Below are 18,268 nucleotides of genomic sequence, written 5' to 3'. Positions count from 1 at the left end.
TGGAAACCCAATTTTATGTTATTAGAGTTTCAATCGGTTAGGAGCGACCCGGATCATTTCGGTACGGAGCACGCGGCGCTTCTGTCGGGTGAACGGGAGGCCCTCCGTATCCACCGGCGCTTCTGTTGTGAGCGGGCGGTGGACTCCCGCCTGCCGCGGCGCCGGGCTCAGAGGTGACGGATCATGTCGGATCAACTGAATCTCTTTCGAAACGGCGACTCTACGCACCCCGCCTTCGCTCCGCTTGCGGAGCGGATGCGGCCCCGCAGCCTTGACGAATTCGTCGGGCAGTCCCATCTCACCGGGGAAGGAAAGATCCTGCATCGCCTCATCCATGAGGGTCCGTTCCAATCGCTCATTTTCTGGGGCCCTCCGGGGTGCGGTAAGACTACGCTGGCGCGCCTCATCGCCCGCCGGGGGGACGCCAATCTCGTTTCCCTGTCCGCCGTCACGGCGGGAACGCGGGAAATCCGAGCCGCGGTGGACGAAGCGCTCGCAGCCTGGAGCCGGTCGCGCAAGCGCACGTGGCTTTTCATGGACGAAATCCACCGGCTGAACAAGGCGCAGCAGGACGCGCTCCTACCCCACGTGGAAAAGGGAACGGTGACGCTGCTCGGTGCCACCACGGAAAACCCATCCTTCGAAATCATCCGGCCGCTCCTATCCCGGAGCCGGGTGCTCGTTTTGGAACCCCTGGCACCGGAAGAATTGCGTGCCATCGTCCGGCGCACCTTGGAAGACAGGGAACGCGGCCTAGGCGATTTTCCGGCGGAAATGGATGATAACGCCTGGGCGCTGCTCCTGGAAGGAAGCGGGGGGGATGCGAGGGTGGCCCTCAATGCGCTGGAACTGGCCGTGCTCACCACGCCCCCGGACAGCGGCGGCGTGCGTCGGGTGGACGGAGACGCGATGCGGGAAGCCCTTCAGCGTTCAGCGGTCCATTACGACAAGGCCGGTGAAGAACATTTCAACCTGATTTCCGCGCTCCACAAGAGCCTCCGCGGGAGCGACCCGGACGCCGGGCTTTACTGGCTGGCGCGCATGCTGGAAGCCGGCGAAGATCCCATGTACATCGCGCGGCGCATCGTGCGGGCGGCCTCCGAAGACGTGGGGCTTGCCGATCCTTTCGCCCTGGTGCAGGCTCTGAGCGCTCAGCAGGCCTATCAGTTCCTTGGAAGCCCGGAAGGCGACCTGGCCCTCGCCCAGGCCGTCGTCTACGTTGCGCTGGCACCCAAAAGCAACAGCCTCTACACGGCCTACAAGGCGGCTCGCGACACCGCCCGCCGCACCGGCGCCGTTCCCGTGCCGTTTCACCTCCGTAACGCCCCGACGTCGCTCATGAAAAGGCTTGGCTACGCGCGCGACTATCAGTATCCTCACGACAGCCCGGAAGGCTGGGTGCCGGAACGCTACCTTCCGGAACCGGTCGGCAACGAAGTGTTCTATACCCCCAAGCCCTGGGGCTGGGAAGGCAAGTGGCGGGAACTCCTGGAAAAGCGCCGGCGCATCGTCCGAGGAGGCGGAAACCGTAAGCAGACTGCACGAGACCATATTGAAGACCAGCCTGTCGAAAGCTGAACCGCCGCATCCCTGGAAGTCGGGTGCCGGATCGCTCCGGGAGGAGACCGCCCGCGAAGCCCCGGGAGACGCTTGGAAAGGCCCGCTCACCAGGCCCGTGGACGTGTCGAAACCGCCCCGGAGCAACCTTTCGGCAGAACCCATCAAGCGCTTCCGGCTGGTGAAGTACCTTTCCGTTTCGAGCCTCATCGTGTTTCTGGTGGGGACCTTTTTTCTGTCCTGGTTCTTGTCTAACCGGGCGCGGGCGATCCTGCTCAAGAAGAGCGAACAATACGCCCTGCTGGTGGCGGAAAACCTCAATCACCAGGTATTCTTCGAATTCACGCTGCCGACGCTTATGGCCGAGGGTGAAATACGGCTCAGCCGCGAGCATCAGTACTCACGCCTGCATCGGGTGGTGCAAAACGCAATCCGCGGTTTCGCCGTCCAACGGGTGAACATCTACGATCCCGAGCAGGTTCTGACCTACAGCACCAGTCCGGATCAGTTGGGTAAGAAGATGGAACTGGGCGAGCACTTTCACAGAGCGCTTCGCGGAGAGTCAGTGTCCATCTTGGAGGGGCCCGAGACCACGTTCCTGGGCTTTGCGTGGCGCAACGAAGCCTGGCAACTCAAGACGTATCTTCCCATGTGGGAGGAACGGCCCATGAGCTGGAAACGGGGAAGGGTTCTGGGGGTTTTCGAAATCATCCAGGACATCTCCTCCGATTACGAGACCATCCATCGCTTCCAGGTGATCATCGTTTCGAGCGTCCTCATTTTCGTGAGCCTGCTGTTTGCTGCGCTTCTCATCATCGGGCGGCGCGCCGAAGTGATCCTGACGGCCAGGACCCGCGAGCGCCTGAGGCTGGAGGAAGAGCTCCACCAGGCGGAGCGGCTGGCGGCTCTGGGAGAGATGATCGCGGGAGTTTCCCACGAAATCCGAAATCCTTTGGGGATCATCCGGAGCACCGCGGAAATCCTGGCTTCCAAGGCCGAAAACGAGCGCCAGTCGAGGCTCGCCGGAATCGTAGTGGAAGAAGCCACGCGCCTAAACAACATCGTGACGCAATTCCTAGATTTCGCCAGGCCGAAAACGCTGGAGCCGGCCGTATGCCGGATCGAGGAGATCATCGACCGCATCCTTGAAGTCTTCGAACCCGAATGCCAGAAAAGGGGCATCCGGGTTGAAAGGTCCTACCAGACGGGGCAGTATAAACTGGAAGCGGATGCGAATCTTCTTTACCGGGCGTTGGTGAACCTGGTCTCCAACGCTACGCAGGCCATGCCCGAAGGCGGCGTGCTGCGGCTGGAATCGGCGCTCGTAATGACCGACAGCCGTTCGGAGCCTGCGGTGGAAGTGCGCGTTTCGGACACCGGGGCAGGTATTACGCCGGAAATCCGGCACAAGATCTTCAATCCCTTCTTCACCACGCGCGAGAAGGGAACGGGCCTCGGGCTGGCGATCGTTCGAACCATCGTGGACAGCCACTGCGGCACGCTGGATGTGGAAAGCGAACCCGGCCGGGGAACCGTTTTCGTGCTCCGGCTTCCGCTTCGCCGGCCCCATCCCGGGGGATACGAAGACGAGGCGACACCGTGACCATGGCAAACATTTTAATCGTCGACGACGAAAGGAACTACCTTCTCGTTCTGGATGACCTTCTGACGGACGAGGGATATTCGGTGATCACGGCGGAAAGCGCCGAGAGAGGCCTGGAAGTGCTCCGGGAACACAGCGTGGACGCGGTGGTTACGGACATGAAGATGCCCGGCATGGACGGCATGACCTTTCTCGATCACGTGCATGCGGCCGACCCGGATCTACCGGTGATCATGATGACGGCTTACGGCACCGTGGAAAAGGCCGTGGAAGCCATGAAAAAGGGGGCCTACGATTACATCCTCAAGCCATTCGAAAACGAAGAATTGAAGCTCGTCGTCCGGAAAGCCGTCGAACACCACCACCTGATCCGCCGCAACCACGACCTCACCCAAGCCCTCCAGGAACGGTACCGCTTCGACAATATCATCGGCAAGAGCGCTCCCATGCAGCGCATCTACGACCTCATCGAGCGGGTGGCCCCCACCAAGGCCACCGTGCTCATCACCGGGGAATCGGGAACGGGCAAGGAATTGATCGCCCGCGCCATCCACTACAACAGCCCCCGGAAAGACCGTTCCTTCATTTCGGTCAACTGCGGAGCTCTCCCGGAAAACCTGCTGGAAAGTGAGCTGTTCGGCCACGAACGGGGCGCGTTCAGCGGAGCGGTGGCGCTCCGCAAGGGCCGGTTCGAACTGGCGCACCAGGGAACGCTCTTTCTCGACGAAATCAGCGAAATGTCCCCTTCACTCCAGGTAAAGCTCCTGAGAGCGCTCCAGGAAATGGCCTTCGAACGGGTGGGCGGAAGCGAGACACTCCATGTGGACGTTCGCGTGGTGGCGGCGTCCAACCGAAACCTCAAAGCTGAAACCACCGCCGGCCGTTTCCGTTCCGACCTCTACTACCGGTTGAACGTGGTTCACATCACGTTGCCCCCACTCCGGGAACGCCCCGAGGACATCCCGCTGCTTGCCGACCATTTTCTGAAAAAATACGCGCGGGAAACGGGCCGCGAAAACTTCCGAATCCACCCGGAAGCGCTCCGCTATCTCCTCGATTACCCTTGGCCCGGGAACATCCGGGAACTGGAAAACACCATCGAACGAGCCGTGATTCTAGCGGCGGAAGAGGTGATCACCCCCAGGGACCTGCCTCAGGAAATCCGCCGTCCCCGCCCTTCCACCGTGGAAGCCGGCAGCACCGAGCCTGTTCTTTCGCCTCGGGAACCGGGAATCGCCCCCATGCCCGAAGAATCCGATCTAGCACGGCGGCTCCCCCATTCCCCCCACCGCCACCGGCAGCTGCGCGCCCTGGAACTGGTGCGCAGCCTGGGCTCCGTCACCAACCGCGACTATTCCCAGCTGAACGATATTTCCGAGCGCCAGGCGCTGCGGGAGCTCAACGAAATGGTGGACCTCGGTGTCTTGGAACGCATCGGCAAGGGGCGTGCGTCCCGATACGTGCTGCAGGAAAACCGACGTCCAACTCCTTGATTTGCAAGCAAAGTCAAGGTGAAAGCGCTTGACATCAGGCTGTGACCGACTAAAATTGCCCCGTCGGTCGAGACCGCGTTCGAGCCGGAATCCCTCCCCAAGTGACTGCCATAAACAGGAGAATCTGAAATGCAGACAGTGGCCGAAAAGATCAAGGAACTGCGCGAGCGGGAAGCTAAGATCAAACAGATGGGCGGTGACAAGGCCATCGCCCAGCAACACGAACGAGGCAAGATGACGGCCCGCGAGCGCCTGGACCGTTTCTTCGATCCGGGGAGTTTCAGGGAACTGGATATTTTCGTGAAGCACCGCGGCACGCTTTTCGGGCTCGACAAGATGGACATTCCGGCCGACGGTGTCATCACTGGCTACGGCACGGTGAACGGCCGTCAGGTGTTTGCGTTTTTCCAAGATTTTACAGCCCGCGCCGGCACACTCGGAGAAATGCATTCCAAGAAGATCTGCAAGGTGATGGACCTGGCGCTGAAGGCCGGGAAGCCTTTCGTGGGATTCAATGACTCCGGCGGCGCCCGGATTCAGGAAGGCGTGGACGCTCTTTCCGGTTACGGCCAAATCTTCTACCGGAACGCCATCGCCTCCGGCGTGGTTCCCCAGATCTCGGCCATCATGGGCCCGTGCGCGGGAGGCGCCGTCTATTCGCCGGCGATGACCGATTTCGTCTTCATGGTGAAAAACACCAGCTACATGTTCATTACGGGCCCGGACGTCATCAAGTCGGTGTTGGGCGAAGAAATCAGCCAGGAAGAACTGGGGGGCGCCATGGCGCACAGCTCCAAGAGCGGGGTGGCTCATTTCGCCTGTGACAGCGATGCTCACGCCATTGACCAGATCAAGCGGCTTCTGAGCTTTCTTCCGGACAACAACATGGAAGATCCGCCCATCGTAGACACCGGCGACGATCCCAACCGGCAGGACGCGGCCCTGGACAGCCTCCTTCCAGACAATCCCATGGGCGCCTACGACATGAAGGACGTCATCCGGGCCATCGTGGACAACGGCGACTTCATGGAAGTGCATCAAAATTACGCCATGAACATGATCGTCGGTCTGGCGCGGCTGAACGGCCGCTCCATCGGCATCATCGCCAACCAGCCGAAAGTTCTGGCCGGGTGCCTGGACGTGGATTGTTCCGACAAGGCCACCCGGTTCATCCGCTTCTGCGATGCCTTCAACATCCCTCTGCTCACCCTGGCCGACGTCCCCGGCTACCTTCCGGGAAAGCAACAGGAATGGGGCGGCATCATCCGCCACGGCGCCAAACTCCTGTGGTGCTACTCGGAAGCCACCGTCCCCAAGGTCACCCTCATCGTCCGCAAAGATTACGGCGGATCGTACCTGGCCATGTGTGCGAAGGATCTGGGAGCCGATATTGTGCTGGCCTGGCCCACGGCGGAAATCGCCGTGATGGGCGCCGAAGGAGCCGCCAACATCATCTTCCGCAAAGAAATCAAGGAAGCCGACGATCCGACGGCCAAGCGCAAGGAGAAGATCGAGGAATACCGGTCGCTTCTCTACAACCCCTACATCGCCGCTTCCCGAGGGTACATCGACGGCGTGATCGTCCCCAGCGAAACCCGGCCGCGCCTCGCCGACGCCTTTCGCATGCTCGCCACCAAGCGGCAGGCCCTTCCGCCCAAAAAGCACGGAAACATTCCTACTTGAGGTTTCCGGCGCCCGCCGCGAAGCCGCGAAAGTCTTTCAACCGCAACCCACTCTGTGCCCCAAACCGCCGGAGGGAGCTCGGCTCCCTTCGGCGGCCGCGCCGCCCGGCCTTCAGAAACCATCCGACGTCGGATCCGAGTGGGCCCCGCAGTATTGGGGACTGAGCCTTCAAGCGCAGGCGGGGCGAAGTCCATGCGTGAACCTGGCTTCAGAACGCTCCGCGCGTGTATCGCTTCACCGGGTGCCACCGGTTGTCGTTGTCCCGGATCTTTTGCAGCCGGCTCAGATGGGCAGGATTCCCTGCGAGCTTGTCCGAGAATCGGTTTCGCGGCCCTTCTGTAGGAGCCGGCTTGCCGGCGACCCAGCGTCGCGGCTGCAGGAGCGGCCTTGGCTGCGATGCGGATCTGTAGAAGCGGCGCCCCCGCCGCGATGAACTTTAGGGCCCGAACCGCAGAGTGCAGATCTTTTAGAACGACACCCAGGGTGACCCTCTGAGGTAGATCCAGATGGCCTTGAAGCAGCAAGCGCATCAGCTGCGTTTCCTCTCGTTCCCAAGCTCCAGCTTGGGAACGCCCTGCCCGGGAAGCTCCAGCTTCCCTCCTGCTACAGCTGAAACGCGCTGTCTTTCTAGGGAGCTCGCTAGGATCTCGAAGTGGTATTTCCCTTCGTTCCCAAGCCCTGGCTTGGGAACGGGCTCACCGAAGCTGGAGCTTCTGCACAGTTGTGTTCCCAAGCTGGAGCTTGGGAACAAGAAGCAAAAGATCTGCACCCCCGAACAGCATGAGCTTGTTTGGACAGGCTCTAAAGGGCCCGGGAGTCTCACCTGCCCCGCGGATTTCTACCCGTAGCCCAGCTCCTCCAGCCGCTCGTCGCTCAACCCAAGCGCGTGGGCCACTTCGTGCGCCACGGTGATCTCAATTTCCCGGATGAGTTCCTCTCGCGTTGCACACAGCTCCTCCAAAGGCTCTTGAAACAGGTAGATAGTATCGGGATACAGGGGTGGATCCATCACACTGCGCTCGGTGAGCGGCACCCCCAGGTAGAGCCCCAGGAGGGTCTCGCCGGGCGGAACGCCCACCTCTTCCAGCATCTCGACGCTCGGGCGCGGCTCCACGGTGATCACGATGTTGTCCATATGGCGGCGGATTTCCATGGGAATGCGTGCGACGGCCTGCTCCACAAGGTCGTAAAATCGCCCGGAGCTGAGGCGAAATTTCCTTGGGGTCATCTTTTCTCCGCTTTTGTCAATGGTCAGGAACTCGTTTCACCTGGAGGTAAGTCTTCAGCCCCCTGGCTCACCGGGTAACCCTTGGGCTGGATAAGCTTATCTCGTCCTGGCAAAGATGGGCTACGCACAACATCGGCCGCCCTTGCCGGCGGCCGATAACGACCTGCGGCTGAGCCGCCGGCCGGCCCCGGCAAGGCGCACCCGCTTAAGGTCCCGCTGACAGGCCCGACCACCTTTACAAGCCGCCTCGATAGCCCGCTTGGCTCCAGCCGTTGGTTAGGCGCAATTCATTTTGAAGAAAAGAATAGCCATCGCACCTTTACAGGAATTTCACTAACTCGTCAGAGGTCATGTCGCAATGGCGCAGAATCTTAGACATCAACCCCGGACCAATGGTGTCTCCACGATGAACGGCAGCAACCGTACACCGACCGTCAGCATGGCGTAGAAAGCGATGACTTTCCTTGATGCGTACCACTTGCAAAACCCGCCTTCTGCAACGCGAAAAGCAAAGCTTGCCCTCTGAGGCGCGGCGGTTTCGTCATAGTTCAACCCAGATGCGCTGAATCCCTACAAATTCTGGGAGTGAGATACCTTCGCCTTCAACTTCCAAGTACAACTCAATCGCCTCACGAATACGTTTCATTAGAACATTCAGCGACTTGGCTTGCGTGTGACAGCCGCGGAATTCAGGCACGGTGGCAACGTAATAACCTTCGCTATCACGTTCAATGATGACGTTAAAGGCTTTCGCCATATGTTCCACTCCTACTGGAATAGCTACGGTACTTGCACCTAACGCCGCAAATGAGGCGCGAGTTTACAGCCTAACCATCCATCATTCCAGCGAAAACTGGAATCCAATCCCGGCATGGAAAAATCACTTCGCCCTTTTTTATATGAAAATAACCAATTAGTAAAGTGATTCCGGTATGTTGAGCATACCAGCTATCATAGAAGTTGGGTGCGGATCTGTTACAACGGCATCCAGGGTGACCGTCTGAGGTAGGTCCAGATGGCCCTGAAGCAGCAAGCGCATCAGCTCCGTTTCCCCTCGTTCCCAAGCTCGAGCTTGGGAACAAGGTGGATGGTGGAGCTTGGGAACAAGGTGGACAAGGCCCTCGGCGGCGACTGGCAGCTCTAGACCGCGAACGAAGGCCAATCTACAGGTTACAATAAATTTTGCATTCCTCAGCGCGTATCTTCGATCCAAAGTCGTCTATTTACGTCTATTTGCTGTCGCCTCAAGCCCCGAAGGATTCGGGAACGTAGATGACGTAATGGGCGGCTAGCAGATCGAACTGGCGGCCGGTTTCGGTTTCGATGGTCTGGAAGAGATCCTTGAGGGAAGGCGCGGCGGCGGCCCGGTTGAAGAAGGTTTCGTGGCTGTAATGGCAGCGGTGGAGCGGAAGGAGGTAGCGGTCCACGCTGCCGCGCCACGCCACCTGCAGGGCTTCCCGTTCCGACAGGATGAAGTCGTAGAAGCGCCTCAGGAGGTCCGTCCGGAGGACCGGCGTCGGGACTCCGGTCACGCATTCCATGCAGCCCGCCAGCCGGTAGACCCGCCGCATGGCCGCTTCGTTTTCCCGGTGCCGGTAGAGGCCCAAGGCCGTATAGTGGCAGCCTCCCCCCAACTTGAAAGCGTTGGGAAGGCTTCGGATATGCCGGTGACCGGGGCGGGCCGGGGCTTCGGCCCGATGGGCTTCGTAGTTTCGCGATTCTTCGCGCAGGCAGAGAAGCGCCTCACCGGCGGCCCAGTCGCCGCGCCGAAATGCGATGGGCCGGTCCACGATGAGGTTTTCCCTTCCTTCTCCGCCGCGTTCGAATCGGATCACATCACCCATAGCTGTCTCGATTCCGCCTCGTCCAGATGGAACCCGGCGGAACTCACGCCCCTTCTTTCGGCAGGTACGGCGCGAGGTCTTCCGTATATTGAACGATCACTCGATAGCCGGCGTCTTCCAGGGCTTTCACGGCCCTGGCATGGACGGCCAGGTTCACCCGCATGATGAGCTGCCAGACGCCTTCGTGGCCCGCGAGCGGAAAGGTCATGATGCTCCGGATGTTGACCTCGGCTTCCTGCATGATCCGCCCCACTTCGGCGATGACCCCGACCCGGTCTCTGACCAGGATGGACAAGCGGCCGCTGTCCTCGCTCATCCCCAGGGCCACCAGGAGCACCTCCATGAGGTCCGTCGACGTGATGATCCCGACCAGCTTTTCGTTCTGAACCACGGGAAGCGCACCGATCTTGTTGTCGTGAATGATGCGGGCCGCCCGCTCGATGGTCATGTCCGGCGTGGCCGTGATCACGTTCTTGGTCATGATGCTGTTCACGGTGAGCTTCTGAAGCACATAGGTGAGCTCGTAGACGCTCAGGGTGCTCGCGGGCGACGCCCAGGCCTCCCGCAGGTCGCGGTCGGTCACGATTCCCAGCAACCGGGCCTTCCCATCCGTTACGGGCAGATGAGAGATCCTTTGGGTGTCCATGATTTCGCGGGCCTTGAGCATGGGGGTGTCGGGCGTTATGCTGACTATGTTGCTTTTCATCTGCCATCCGACGTACATGGGTGTCTCCTCGTTGGAATCCCAGACAAAACCCGTTGCGCCAGAATAGGAAAGTGTCTCGGAAGCTGTCAATTACAAAGGATTAATCCGCACCTCAAGAAGAAGCCGTGCCCATGGAAGAAAATGAAAGACTCCGCCGGATCATGGACAAACTCCGCGGGGTGTGGATCTTTTAGAACGACATCCAGGGTGACCCTGTGAGGTAGATCCAGATGGCCTTGAAGCAGCAAGCGCATCAGCTCCGTTTCCCCTCATTCCCAAGCTCCAGCTTGGGAACGGTCTCACCGAAGCTGGAGCTTCTGCACAGTTGTGTTCCCAAGCTGGAGCTTGAGAACAAGAATCAAAAGATCTGCACGCAACTCCGCGACGCCGTCTCGGAGATGAGATAAAAGAAAAGAATTCCTGGAAGCCATCGAAAGGGGTCATCGGGCCTGGAGGGAATGGCTTGAAGAACGGGTCGACAAAGAAAAACGGTCCCCACTCCGCGTGGTTCGTCCACCGGAGAAAGAAGCCGAATGAACGCGCCTGGTTCCGGGTTGCCCGGCGGCTCAGACCGAATCAGGGGTTCCAGGTGGTCTGCATATCGAGATTCCGTGGGTCCCAACGGTCGGTAAGCGCCTGGGAACCGAACCGGGCTTTGGCCATGGCGCAACTGAAATTGAGTGCGCAGTAGCCCACACAGATGCTGTCGTTTCGGTCGAACTCGCCGTAGCAATCCATGCGTCCTTCGACTTCAGCCGCCGTGAAAAGCCGTTCCATGGAGCCTCTCCTTGTTTGGGTCTCTGGGGTGGGGTGAACGGTTTCCGCCCTGAATCCCTGCCTTGCCCCTGCCGCCTCGAACGTCCGAGTTCCAAAGGGCACGGCGCGGGTTGGATCGGCACACAGAATCCGGTTGTTTTGCCTCCCTTGTCCTGACCACGGGTCAGTTGATGAACACTTCCCGGAAATAGTCGAAATGATCCACCACCGCGCCCGCGCCGCGGACGATCGCGGTGAGCGGATCTTCGGCGATATTCACGCGCAGCCCCGTTTCCTGATGCAGCAGCCGGTCCAGTCCCTTTAGGAGCGCACCGCCGCCGGCCAGCCAGAAGCCGCTCTGGCCGATATCGGCGACCAGGTCCGGCGGCGTCTTTTCCAGGGCCCGCCGAACCGAATCCACGATCACCAGGATGGGTTCGCGGATGGCGTTTCGGATTTCTTCGTCGGTCACAGTGAAGTTCTTGGGGATACCGGTGAGGATCTCTTTTCCGGAAACTTCGAGCTTCAGCGGCTTTTCCAGGGGCACGGCGGAACCGATCTTCATCTTGATATTTTCCGCCAGAACCTCGCTCACCATCATCTGCCGTTCGCGCTGAATATAGCGCAGGATGGCCTCGTTGGCCTCGTCGCCCGCCACCCGGACCGATTCGCTGTAGGCCACGGCGAACATGGAAATGACCGCCACTTCGGTGGTCCCTCCCCCGATGTCGACCACCATGTTGCCGACGGGCTGGTCGATGGGCAACCCCGCGCCGATGGCCGCCGCCATGGGTTCCTCGATCAGGTGAACCCTTCCGGCGCCCGCCTGTTCCGCCGCTTCGATCACCGCCCGTTTTTCGACGGATGTGATCCCCGTGGGAACGGCCACCACCAGTTTCGGTCGCACCAGAGGCCGCCGGGAAAGCACCTTGGTCAGGAACGCCTTGATCATCACGCTGGTGACCTCGAAGTCGGCGATGACCCCGTCCTTCAGGGGGCGGATGGTCACGATGCGCTGTCCGGTCCGGCCGATGAGACTCCTTGCTTCCTGGCCGACCGCCACCACCTGGTGGGTGTCCTGGTTGATGGCCACCACCGACGGCTCGTTCAGCACCACTCCCTTGCCGCGAAGATAGATCAAAGTATTGGCGGTTCCAAGATCCATCGCCAAGTCTTTCGAAAAGAAACTCAGCAGGCGTTCAAACATCGGTCGGCCTTCTACCGTTAGTGTGCGTTCCACGATGGGGCTAAACTTAAAATATGGCGCGAGTCTATTCAGAACGCTATCGGAGGTCAATTCTTTTTCATGGTGAGCGCCGGCGTCAATCCCTGACGCCTTGGCGGTGGACCTGGAAGGCTTCGACGAGCTTTCGGTGGGCCAGCGCCCAGAGTTCGGCCGGCGTCCCGACTTCCTGGGGAAAAGCCGCCTTCCCCACAAAACCCTGAAGCGGAACCCCCCGCCGTTTCGCCTCCGGAAGGCTCTGGCGCAGCACGGTCAGCCGGGAGAGAAAGGAATCCACGCTGCGCAAATCGTGACCCGAAAACAGGAGCGCAAATCGGTTTTCGGCCAGGCAGCCGGCGCTGATGTCCAGCGTGAGTTCCTTCTTCAACCCTTGCGCGATCCTTTGCTGCCACCGGCGGAGTTCCGCGGGCGGCACCTTCGTGTGACAGTACTGCCAGGGCTCGAACTGGATCAGCGCCAGTACGATCGGTTCGCTCTTCTGAAGGGCCGCCGCCGCCACTTCGTCCACAAGGGCCTCGAAGGTTTCCGCGTTTCGAAGCCCCGTATTCTCATCGAGGGTTTCCACTCGCAGGTACCGATCCTTCCAGTGGAGCCTTTCGTAAAAGACCGTAAAGGTTTGGAGCACCTGTGCCACCGCGTAGAGTTCGTCGGATTCCCACCTTTCCTCCCGCTTGGCCATGAGGGAAAGCACCACGCAAAGCTCGCTGGAAATCCTTGACGGCACGGACCAGAACAGCCCTTCATGCGGTAGGTTTTCCGAAGGGCTGATGAGATAGTGGTCGTCCACTTCCGGATTGAGGTTGGGCACCAAAAGCGAGCGCTCCTCACGTAAAACTTTCGCGATCAAACTACCTGAAGAGACGGGGAAGAACTGGCGGACGAGGCCTCGAGGCACGTTGTCCGTCGCGGCCAGAAGCTGCCATTCGGGTTCCTCTCTGCGCCGGATGGCCAGAAACCCGAACTCCGCCCTCAGGAACCGCGCGCACCGGTCCACCAGGTGCCGGGCCAGAGCCTCCCTGTCCTGGTGTTCGAAGCCCAACACGAACCACTGGTGCCACAGCTGCAGGATCCTCGAATAGGTCTCCTGGCGGGCCAGACATTGCTCCCGGCCTGTGAGCTGTTCCAGCACCGCGGCCACTTCCCCGATCCATTTCCGCTGCTTGTCGTTGAATCCCCAGTGGCGCTTGGTGTCCACGTAAAGGAGTGCCGACCCGCCGCCGACCGGCATGGCCAAAAGCCCCTTGATGTGCGATTCACCCTCACGGTAAAAAGGAAGGGAGGCCGATACGTCTTCCAGGTCCACTTTGTCCAGGTGCACGATGTGCCCCACTTTTTGAACCTGCGAAAGGATGCCGCTTCCGTCCAGCGGCAGAACCAGCTCGTCCCTCAGATGTTTGCTCAACGAATGGGCCGCCACCAGACGGAACTCGTGATTCCTTTCATCGTAGCTGAAATACGCGGTGGTGTAGGCATCGAGCACGTTGCTCAGAAGGTTCACCAGTGCTTGAAACGGGTTGGGACCTTCCATGGCGGGGTTTCCTTTTCTTGACATGGGCAGAGGTGGCGGACGCATGGCATAGTGTACGACAGGGCCGAATACTGTCAACAGGCGATCCTCCCCCGCGGGACGTCCGCCTGAAACCGCGTTCGGCTCCAAACCTGATTCGAAAGGCGGGAACAAATATGGGCCGGATCACGCTGCTTCCGGAAACACTCTGCAACCAGATCGCGGCGGGCGAAGTGGTGGAACGACCCGCCGCCGTCGTGAAAGAACTTCTGGAAAACAGCATCGACGCAGGGAGCCGCAGAATTACGGTGTCACTCCTTCAGGGCGGCCGCAAAGAAATCCGGGTGGTAGATGACGGGGAGGGCATGGACGCCGACGACGCGCTTCTCGCCCTGGAACGGCACGCCACGAGCAAGATTCGGACCGCGGAGGACCTGCAGACCATCCGATCGCTCGGGTTCCGCGGCGAGGCGCTTCCAAGCATCGCGGCGGTGAGCCGCTTCGAGCTGGTCACGAAGACGGCGGAAACGGTAGCGGGCACCCGGATCGAAATGGAAGGCGGCGTACTGAGAGACGTTCGGGAAACCGGATGCCCGCCGGGGACTTCAGTGACCGTGCGCGACCTTTTCTTCAACCTTCCTGCCCGAAGAAAATTCCTGCGGTCCGTGGACACGGAAATGGCCCATATCACCGACCAGGTGCTGCGCCTGGCCCTGGCACACCCCGGCGTCCACTTCGTGATGTCCCACGGCGGGCGCGAAACGCACCGGTTCCCTCCTGTGAAAGACCTCCGGGAACGGGTCGGCCAGGTGCTCGGAACCGCCACCGCCGCATCCCTCGCCCCGTTCCAGTTGGAAACCCCCTCCTTCAAGGCTTCGGGAGTTCTCAGCCCGCCCGAAGCGCACCGAAACTCCACGCGGAGCCTCTTTGTCACCGTGAACGGCCGCCCGGTGAAAGACCGCCTCCTCACCCACGCCGTTCTCTCCGCCTACGATTCCCTCATCCCCAGGGGCAAATACCCGCTCGTCGTCCTTTCTCTCACCCTTCCCTCGGAAGAGGTGGACGTGAACGTTCACCCCACCAAGCGGGAAGTGCGTTTCCGGAGGCCCTCGGAAGTGACGCAAGGCGTGAAGGAAGCGCTCTCGCGTTCGCTCCTTAGGCTGCAGAAGAAAGCCTGGTCTCGCCCTCTCGCCGGCGGGCCGTTCCCGGACCCGACCGTCCCGGCAGGGGCTCGCAGCGGTCTTCACGAATCCCAGGAAGCCCTGTCCGCCGTCCCGGCCTTGGCAACCCCTCAGCCCTCTCCCCCCGAGCCGCTCCGTCCCGTCCCACCCTCTATAAGCCCGGGCGACGGGCCGCTCCACCAGCAGCACTTTTTTGACCCCTCGGAATCCGGAGCCACGGAAACCGGCTCCACCCGCTTTTCCCGGCTCAAAATCCTCGGCCAACTCGCCGATGCGTACATCCTGCTCGAAGCCCCCGACGGCCTGGTGCTGATCGATCAACACGCCGCCCACGAACGGATTGTCTACGAGCGCCTCGTCGACTTGGAAACCGGCCGCCCGCCTTCCCAGCGGCTGCTCCAGCCCGAGGTGGTGGAATTTCTTCCCGTAGAAGCGGCCCGACTCCGCCGCCACCTGCCTCAACTGGAAGCCATGGGCTTCGAAGTGGAGCCCTTCGGCGGGGACGCCTTCGTGATCCAGGCCATTCCGGCGGCGCTGAGCCGCGTTGCTCCCGCCGCCCTGCTCCGTTCCGTAGTGGAAACGGAGACCGAAGAACGCGGACTGGAAAAACCGGATCCGGCGGCGGCCCTTTCCAAGACCGCCGCCTGTCACGGGGCGGTCCGAGCGGGTCAGCCGTTGACTCCCGAAGAAATCCGAAAACTTCTGCAGGACCTGGACCGAACGCGCGTTTCCGCCACCTGCCCCCACGGAAGGCCCCTGTGGTGGAAGCTCACCCTGAAGGAAATCGCCCGCCTTTTCGCCCGGACCTGACGACGAGCTCAGCTCACGGACACGCCGCCCCCATGACTCCCCGTCCGTTCCCGCCCGATGCAAACCGATCCGACCGCCTCCCGGTGATCATCCTCGCCGGCCCCACCGCCGTCGGCAAGACCGCCCTCTCCCTCGCCCTCGCCACCGAACTGCAAACCGATATCGTGAACGCCGATTCCATGCAGGTCTATCGCTTCATGGACATCGGCACGGCCAAACCGTCGCCGGAGGAACGCGCCCGCGTACCGCACCATCTCATCGATGTCGTGAATCCCGACGAAGACTTCGACGCCGCCCGCTACCTGGAATACGCCCGCCCCGTGGTGAACGCCTGCCACGGTCGAGGAAAAATCCCTCTCGTCGTCGGCGGAACCGGCCTGTACCTCAAGGTCCTCACTCGCGGCATCTGCCCCGGTCCTCCCTCCGACCCCGCGGTCCGGCGGGCGCTCCAGGACGAACTGGAATCCCGTGGACTGGAAGCGCTCCACCGCCGGCTGCTCCAGGTCGACCCTGAAATGGGCCGGCGCCTTCACCCCCACGACCGGCAGCGGATCCTACGAGCTCTCGAGGTCTTCCGCGCTTCCGGCACACCCCTATCGCAGTGGCAGAGCCGACATCGGTTCCGCGACACGCTCTACCCCAGCGTCAAGATCGCCCTGCATCGCGACCGGGAGGATCTCTACCGGCGGATCAAACGCCGCGTTCTTCAGATGATGGAACAGGGCTTCCTGCAAGAAGTGAAAGATCTGCTCGCCCGGGGCTACAGGCCGGAACTCAAGCCCATGCAATCTCTGGGCTATCGACACCTGATCCGCTTTCTGGAAGGGGCCGTCACGCTGGAGCGGGCCGTGGAGGAAATCCAGCGGGATACCCGCCGTTACGCCAAGCGCCAGCTCACCTGGTTCCGGAACGACCCCGAATTCCGGTGGTTCCCCCCGGAAGATCACCCGGCCGTCCTCCGCCACATCCGCGCCATTCTATCAACCCTGCGTTGACACGCATCAAGGGCCATGACACCTCTCAGGCAGGCAGGCTGACTGTCCTCGACATGCTCAACAATTTGAGGGACCGCACCGTCCGGCTCAACCATGAAGTTTTTGCATATGTGGACACATTCAAGCTATCCGCCTCAGTTTTTTCCCGTAGGGGCGCTTCGCGAACGGCAGTAGGAGCCAGCTGCCCAATAATTATTAGGGCTCGGGCGATCCAAGCGGTAACGGAAGCTTGGTGACGAAACCAGTCCGTGCTATAGGAAAGGAGGAGGTCCAAAAGGGTGCAGATCTTTTAGAACGACATCCGGGGTGACCCTCCGGGGTACATCCAGATGGCCTTGAAGCAGCAGGCGCATCAGCTCCGTTTCCTGCTGACTCCTTCACACTTTCGTTTCAAAAGATCTACACCCGGTCCGAAACATCAGTTTAGGAAGTCATCAAGAATGGATAATGAAACGACTATGAACATCGAGGTAGAGACATATGGGTATCAAAGAACTGGAAGCTGAGATTAAGAAACTGGATTTAAGGGAGCGTGCGGCGCTCGCAAAACTGATAGTCGAAAGCCTCGACGAGCTGTCCGAAGAGGAGATCGAGGCGTTGTGGGCTGAGGAAGCGGAGCGGCGTCTGGATGAGCTAGAGCAGGAGTTGGTGAGCGAGATACCAGCTGAAGAGGCACTTCGCCGAGCGCGGGCGGCCATCTTGTGAAACTGCTTACATTACATCCCGATGCTGACGCAGAGCTCATCGAGGCAGCACGTTACTATGAGTTGCGTCAGCCAGGATTGGGCTCGGACTTGCTCGAAGATGTGGAACGAGCACTCGACCAGATTTTGACATACCCAGAGGCATCCCAGAAAATCGGACGGAGAGTACGGCGGAAGCCCTTATGGCGATTTCCTTACAATCTAGTATATGCGATTTATCCGGAACGAATACGACTCGTAGCATTTGCCCACCAGAAACGGCGACCTTACTACTGGCAAAGACGGTTGAAAAATACAGAATAACAGGAATGCCCAACCTGTCACTCAAGCGGACCCGAGCCCTGTCAGGATAGTGGTCACATGATCTAAATCCATCTACAATCGACTATTCCAGGGGCGATGGAGGATCGGATCATGCGATATTCCAAAGAGCGTAAAGAAGCTGTTCTGAGAAAGATGATGCCGCCGCACAACCGGTCGATCATCGAGCTGGCCAGGGAGGAAGGCATCAGCGAGGCGACTCTGTATCTCTGGCACCGGCAGGCGCGTGAGCAGGGGCTGTTGCTGCCGGACTCGGATAGGGTGCCTGAGGGATGGACCGCGCGGGACAAGTTCAATGCCGTTGTTGAGAGTGCCGGCATGAACGAGGCCGAGTCGGCCGAGTACTGTCGCCGGAAGGGACTGTATCCTGAGCAGTTGGCCCGGTGGCGCAGGGCCTGCGAGACGGCCAACGACTGGGACCGCGAAGTGAACCGCCGGCTGAAAAGCGAGCAGAAGGCCGATCGCAAGCGCACCCGCCGGCTCGAACGTGAGTTGCAGCGCAAGGAGAAGGCGCTGGCCGAAGCGGCGGCACTGATGGTGCTTCGAAAAAAAGCCGAGGCGATCTGGGGGGGGGGAACCCGATGGCGAATGATCAGCGCCGGTCAGCCCGGAAGTCCGGCCCTATGATGCGTGATTG

Annotated in this window: 17 protein-coding genes; 9 read left to right on the top strand and 8 right to left on the bottom strand. The window is 60.6% G+C overall.

What is annotated here, in order from left to right; translation table 11 throughout:
- The first annotated feature begins 183 nt into the window (after positions 1-183).
- The 4 genes from FDQ92_RS13805 (at position 184) to FDQ92_RS13790 (ending at position 6,336) form a co-directional block, all read left to right on the top strand.
- Positions 184-1,578, top strand: a complete 1,395-nt coding sequence (locus tag FDQ92_RS13805; RefSeq protein ID WP_137425432.1) for a replication-associated recombination protein A — start codon at positions 184-186, stop codon at positions 1,576-1,578.
- Positions 1,553-3,160 (top strand): sensor histidine kinase, encoded by a 1,608-nt coding sequence (locus tag FDQ92_RS13800; protein WP_137425431.1) that lies wholly within the window; start codon positions 1,553-1,555, stop codon positions 3,158-3,160. The genes FDQ92_RS13805 and FDQ92_RS13800 overlap by 26 nt, the downstream gene beginning before the upstream one ends.
- A gap of 2 nt (positions 3,161-3,162) precedes the next feature.
- Entirely contained in the window at positions 3,163-4,653 is a 1,491-nt protein-coding gene (locus FDQ92_RS13795) for a sigma-54-dependent transcriptional regulator (RefSeq protein ID WP_137425430.1), read from the top strand.
- Positions 4,654-4,782: 129 nt separating this feature from the next.
- Positions 4,783-6,336: an acyl-CoA carboxylase subunit beta gene (locus tag FDQ92_RS13790; RefSeq protein WP_137425429.1), complete on the top strand. Its 1,554-nt coding sequence runs from the start codon at positions 4,783-4,785 to the stop codon at positions 6,334-6,336.
- 838 nt (positions 6,337-7,174) lie between these two features.
- Here the strand turns inward: FDQ92_RS13790 and FDQ92_RS13785 are convergent.
- The 8 genes from FDQ92_RS13785 to FDQ92_RS13750 form a co-directional block, all read right to left on the bottom strand.
- On the bottom strand, positions 7,175-7,564 hold the full coding sequence (locus tag FDQ92_RS13785; protein ID WP_137425428.1) for a metallopeptidase family protein: 390 nt from the start codon (positions 7,562-7,564) through the stop codon (positions 7,175-7,177).
- A 319-nt stretch (positions 7,565-7,883) separates the two neighbouring features.
- Complete coding sequence (locus tag FDQ92_RS16345) at positions 7,884-8,042, bottom strand: type II toxin-antitoxin system HicA family toxin (RefSeq protein WP_211341284.1); 159 nt, start codon at positions 8,040-8,042, stop codon at positions 7,884-7,886.
- Positions 8,043-8,105: 63 nt separating this feature from the next.
- Positions 8,106-8,321, bottom strand: coding sequence for a type II toxin-antitoxin system HicB family antitoxin (locus FDQ92_RS13775; protein WP_137425427.1), 216 nt, complete (start codon positions 8,319-8,321; stop codon positions 8,106-8,108).
- A 487-nt stretch (positions 8,322-8,808) separates the two neighbouring features.
- Positions 8,809-9,408 carry a hypothetical protein gene (locus FDQ92_RS13770; protein ID WP_137425426.1) on the bottom strand — a complete coding sequence of 200 codons (600 nt, stop codon included), beginning with the start codon at positions 9,406-9,408 and terminating at the stop codon, positions 8,809-8,811.
- Positions 9,409-9,451: 43 nt separating this feature from the next.
- Entirely contained in the window at positions 9,452-10,132 is a 681-nt protein-coding gene (locus FDQ92_RS13765) for a CBS and ACT domain-containing protein (RefSeq protein WP_137425425.1), read from the bottom strand.
- A 558-nt stretch (positions 10,133-10,690) separates the two neighbouring features.
- Positions 10,691-10,891, bottom strand: a complete 201-nt coding sequence (locus tag FDQ92_RS13760; protein WP_137425424.1) for a hypothetical protein — start codon at positions 10,889-10,891, stop codon at positions 10,691-10,693.
- A gap of 163 nt (positions 10,892-11,054) precedes the next feature.
- The gene (mreB, locus tag FDQ92_RS13755) at positions 11,055-12,077 is read right to left on the bottom strand and encodes a rod shape-determining protein (RefSeq protein WP_137425423.1); all 1,023 of its coding nucleotides are present in this window, start codon (positions 12,075-12,077) and stop codon (positions 11,055-11,057) included.
- Between the two features lie 115 nt (positions 12,078-12,192).
- Positions 12,193-13,641, bottom strand: a complete 1,449-nt coding sequence (locus FDQ92_RS13750) for a GAF domain-containing protein (RefSeq protein WP_170180377.1) — start codon at positions 13,639-13,641, stop codon at positions 12,193-12,195.
- 155 nt (positions 13,642-13,796) lie between these two features.
- Between FDQ92_RS13750 and mutL the strand changes: the two genes are divergently transcribed.
- The 5 genes from mutL (at position 13,797) to FDQ92_RS13725 (ending at position 18,258) form a co-directional block, all read left to right on the top strand.
- On the top strand, positions 13,797-15,611 hold the full coding sequence (gene mutL, locus FDQ92_RS13745; RefSeq protein WP_137425421.1) for a DNA mismatch repair endonuclease MutL: 1,815 nt from the start codon (positions 13,797-13,799) through the stop codon (positions 15,609-15,611).
- Positions 15,612-15,643: 32 nt separating this feature from the next.
- Positions 15,644-16,606: a tRNA (adenosine(37)-N6)-dimethylallyltransferase MiaA gene (miaA, locus tag FDQ92_RS13740; protein ID WP_137425420.1), complete on the top strand. Its 963-nt coding sequence runs from the start codon at positions 15,644-15,646 to the stop codon at positions 16,604-16,606.
- 480 nt (positions 16,607-17,086) lie between these two features.
- Positions 17,087-17,311 (top strand): addiction module protein, encoded by a 225-nt coding sequence (locus tag FDQ92_RS13735; protein ID WP_137425419.1) that lies wholly within the window; start codon positions 17,087-17,089, stop codon positions 17,309-17,311.
- Positions 17,308-17,613, top strand: a complete 306-nt coding sequence (locus FDQ92_RS16535) for a type II toxin-antitoxin system RelE/ParE family toxin (protein ID WP_137425418.1) — start codon at positions 17,308-17,310, stop codon at positions 17,611-17,613. The genes FDQ92_RS13735 and FDQ92_RS16535 overlap by 4 nt, the downstream gene beginning before the upstream one ends.
- A 111-nt stretch (positions 17,614-17,724) precedes the next feature.
- Positions 17,725-18,258 (top strand): transposase, encoded by a 534-nt coding sequence (locus FDQ92_RS13725; RefSeq protein WP_170180376.1) that lies wholly within the window; start codon positions 17,725-17,727, stop codon positions 18,256-18,258.
- The last annotated feature ends 10 nt before the right edge of the window (positions 18,259-18,268 follow it).

The sequence above is a fragment of the Desulfoglaeba alkanexedens ALDC genome (assembly GCF_005377625.1).
Classification (GTDB): domain Bacteria; phylum Desulfobacterota; class Syntrophobacteria; order Syntrophobacterales; family DSM-9756; genus Desulfoglaeba; species Desulfoglaeba alkanexedens.
Note: the sequence above shows the minus strand (reverse complement) of the source record. Positions and strands in the feature narration are given on the sequence as shown.

What these genes read in the sequence shown, in the direction of transcription:
- FDQ92_RS13805 (WP_137425432.1), top strand. Translation starts at nt 184, where the DNA reads ATGTCGGATCAACTGAATCTCTTTCGAAACGGCGACTCTACGCACCCC.
- FDQ92_RS13795 (WP_137425430.1), top strand. Translation starts at nt 3,163, where the DNA reads ATGGCAAACATTTTAATCGTCGACGACGAAAGGAACTACCTTCTCGTT.
- FDQ92_RS13790 (WP_137425429.1), top strand. Translation starts at nt 4,783, where the DNA reads ATGCAGACAGTGGCCGAAAAGATCAAGGAACTGCGCGAGCGGGAAGCT.
- FDQ92_RS13785 (WP_137425428.1), bottom strand. Translation starts at nt 7,564, where the DNA reads ATGACCCCAAGGAAATTTCGCCTCAGCTCCGGGCGATTTTACGACCTT.
- FDQ92_RS13775 (WP_137425427.1), bottom strand. Translation starts at nt 8,321, where the DNA reads ATGGCGAAAGCCTTTAACGTCATCATTGAACGTGATAGCGAAGGTTAT.
- FDQ92_RS13770 (WP_137425426.1), bottom strand. Translation starts at nt 9,408, where the DNA reads ATGGGTGATGTGATCCGATTCGAACGCGGCGGAGAAGGAAGGGAAAAC.
- FDQ92_RS13765 (WP_137425425.1), bottom strand. Translation starts at nt 10,132, where the DNA reads ATGTACGTCGGATGGCAGATGAAAAGCAACATAGTCAGCATAACGCCC.
- FDQ92_RS13760 (WP_137425424.1), bottom strand. Translation starts at nt 10,891, where the DNA reads ATGGAACGGCTTTTCACGGCGGCTGAAGTCGAAGGACGCATGGATTGC.
- mreB (WP_137425423.1), bottom strand. Translation starts at nt 12,077, where the DNA reads ATGTTTGAACGCCTGCTGAGTTTCTTTTCGAAAGACTTGGCGATGGAT.
- FDQ92_RS13750 (WP_170180377.1), bottom strand. Translation starts at nt 13,641, where the DNA reads ATGGAAGGTCCCAACCCGTTTCAAGCACTGGTGAACCTTCTGAGCAAC.
- mutL (WP_137425421.1), top strand. Translation starts at nt 13,797, where the DNA reads ATGGGCCGGATCACGCTGCTTCCGGAAACACTCTGCAACCAGATCGCG.
- miaA (WP_137425420.1), top strand. Translation starts at nt 15,644, where the DNA reads ATGACTCCCCGTCCGTTCCCGCCCGATGCAAACCGATCCGACCGCCTC.
- FDQ92_RS13735 (WP_137425419.1), top strand. Translation starts at nt 17,087, where the DNA reads ATGGGTATCAAAGAACTGGAAGCTGAGATTAAGAAACTGGATTTAAGG.
- FDQ92_RS13725 (WP_170180376.1), top strand. Translation starts at nt 17,725, where the DNA reads ATGCGATATTCCAAAGAGCGTAAAGAAGCTGTTCTGAGAAAGATGATG.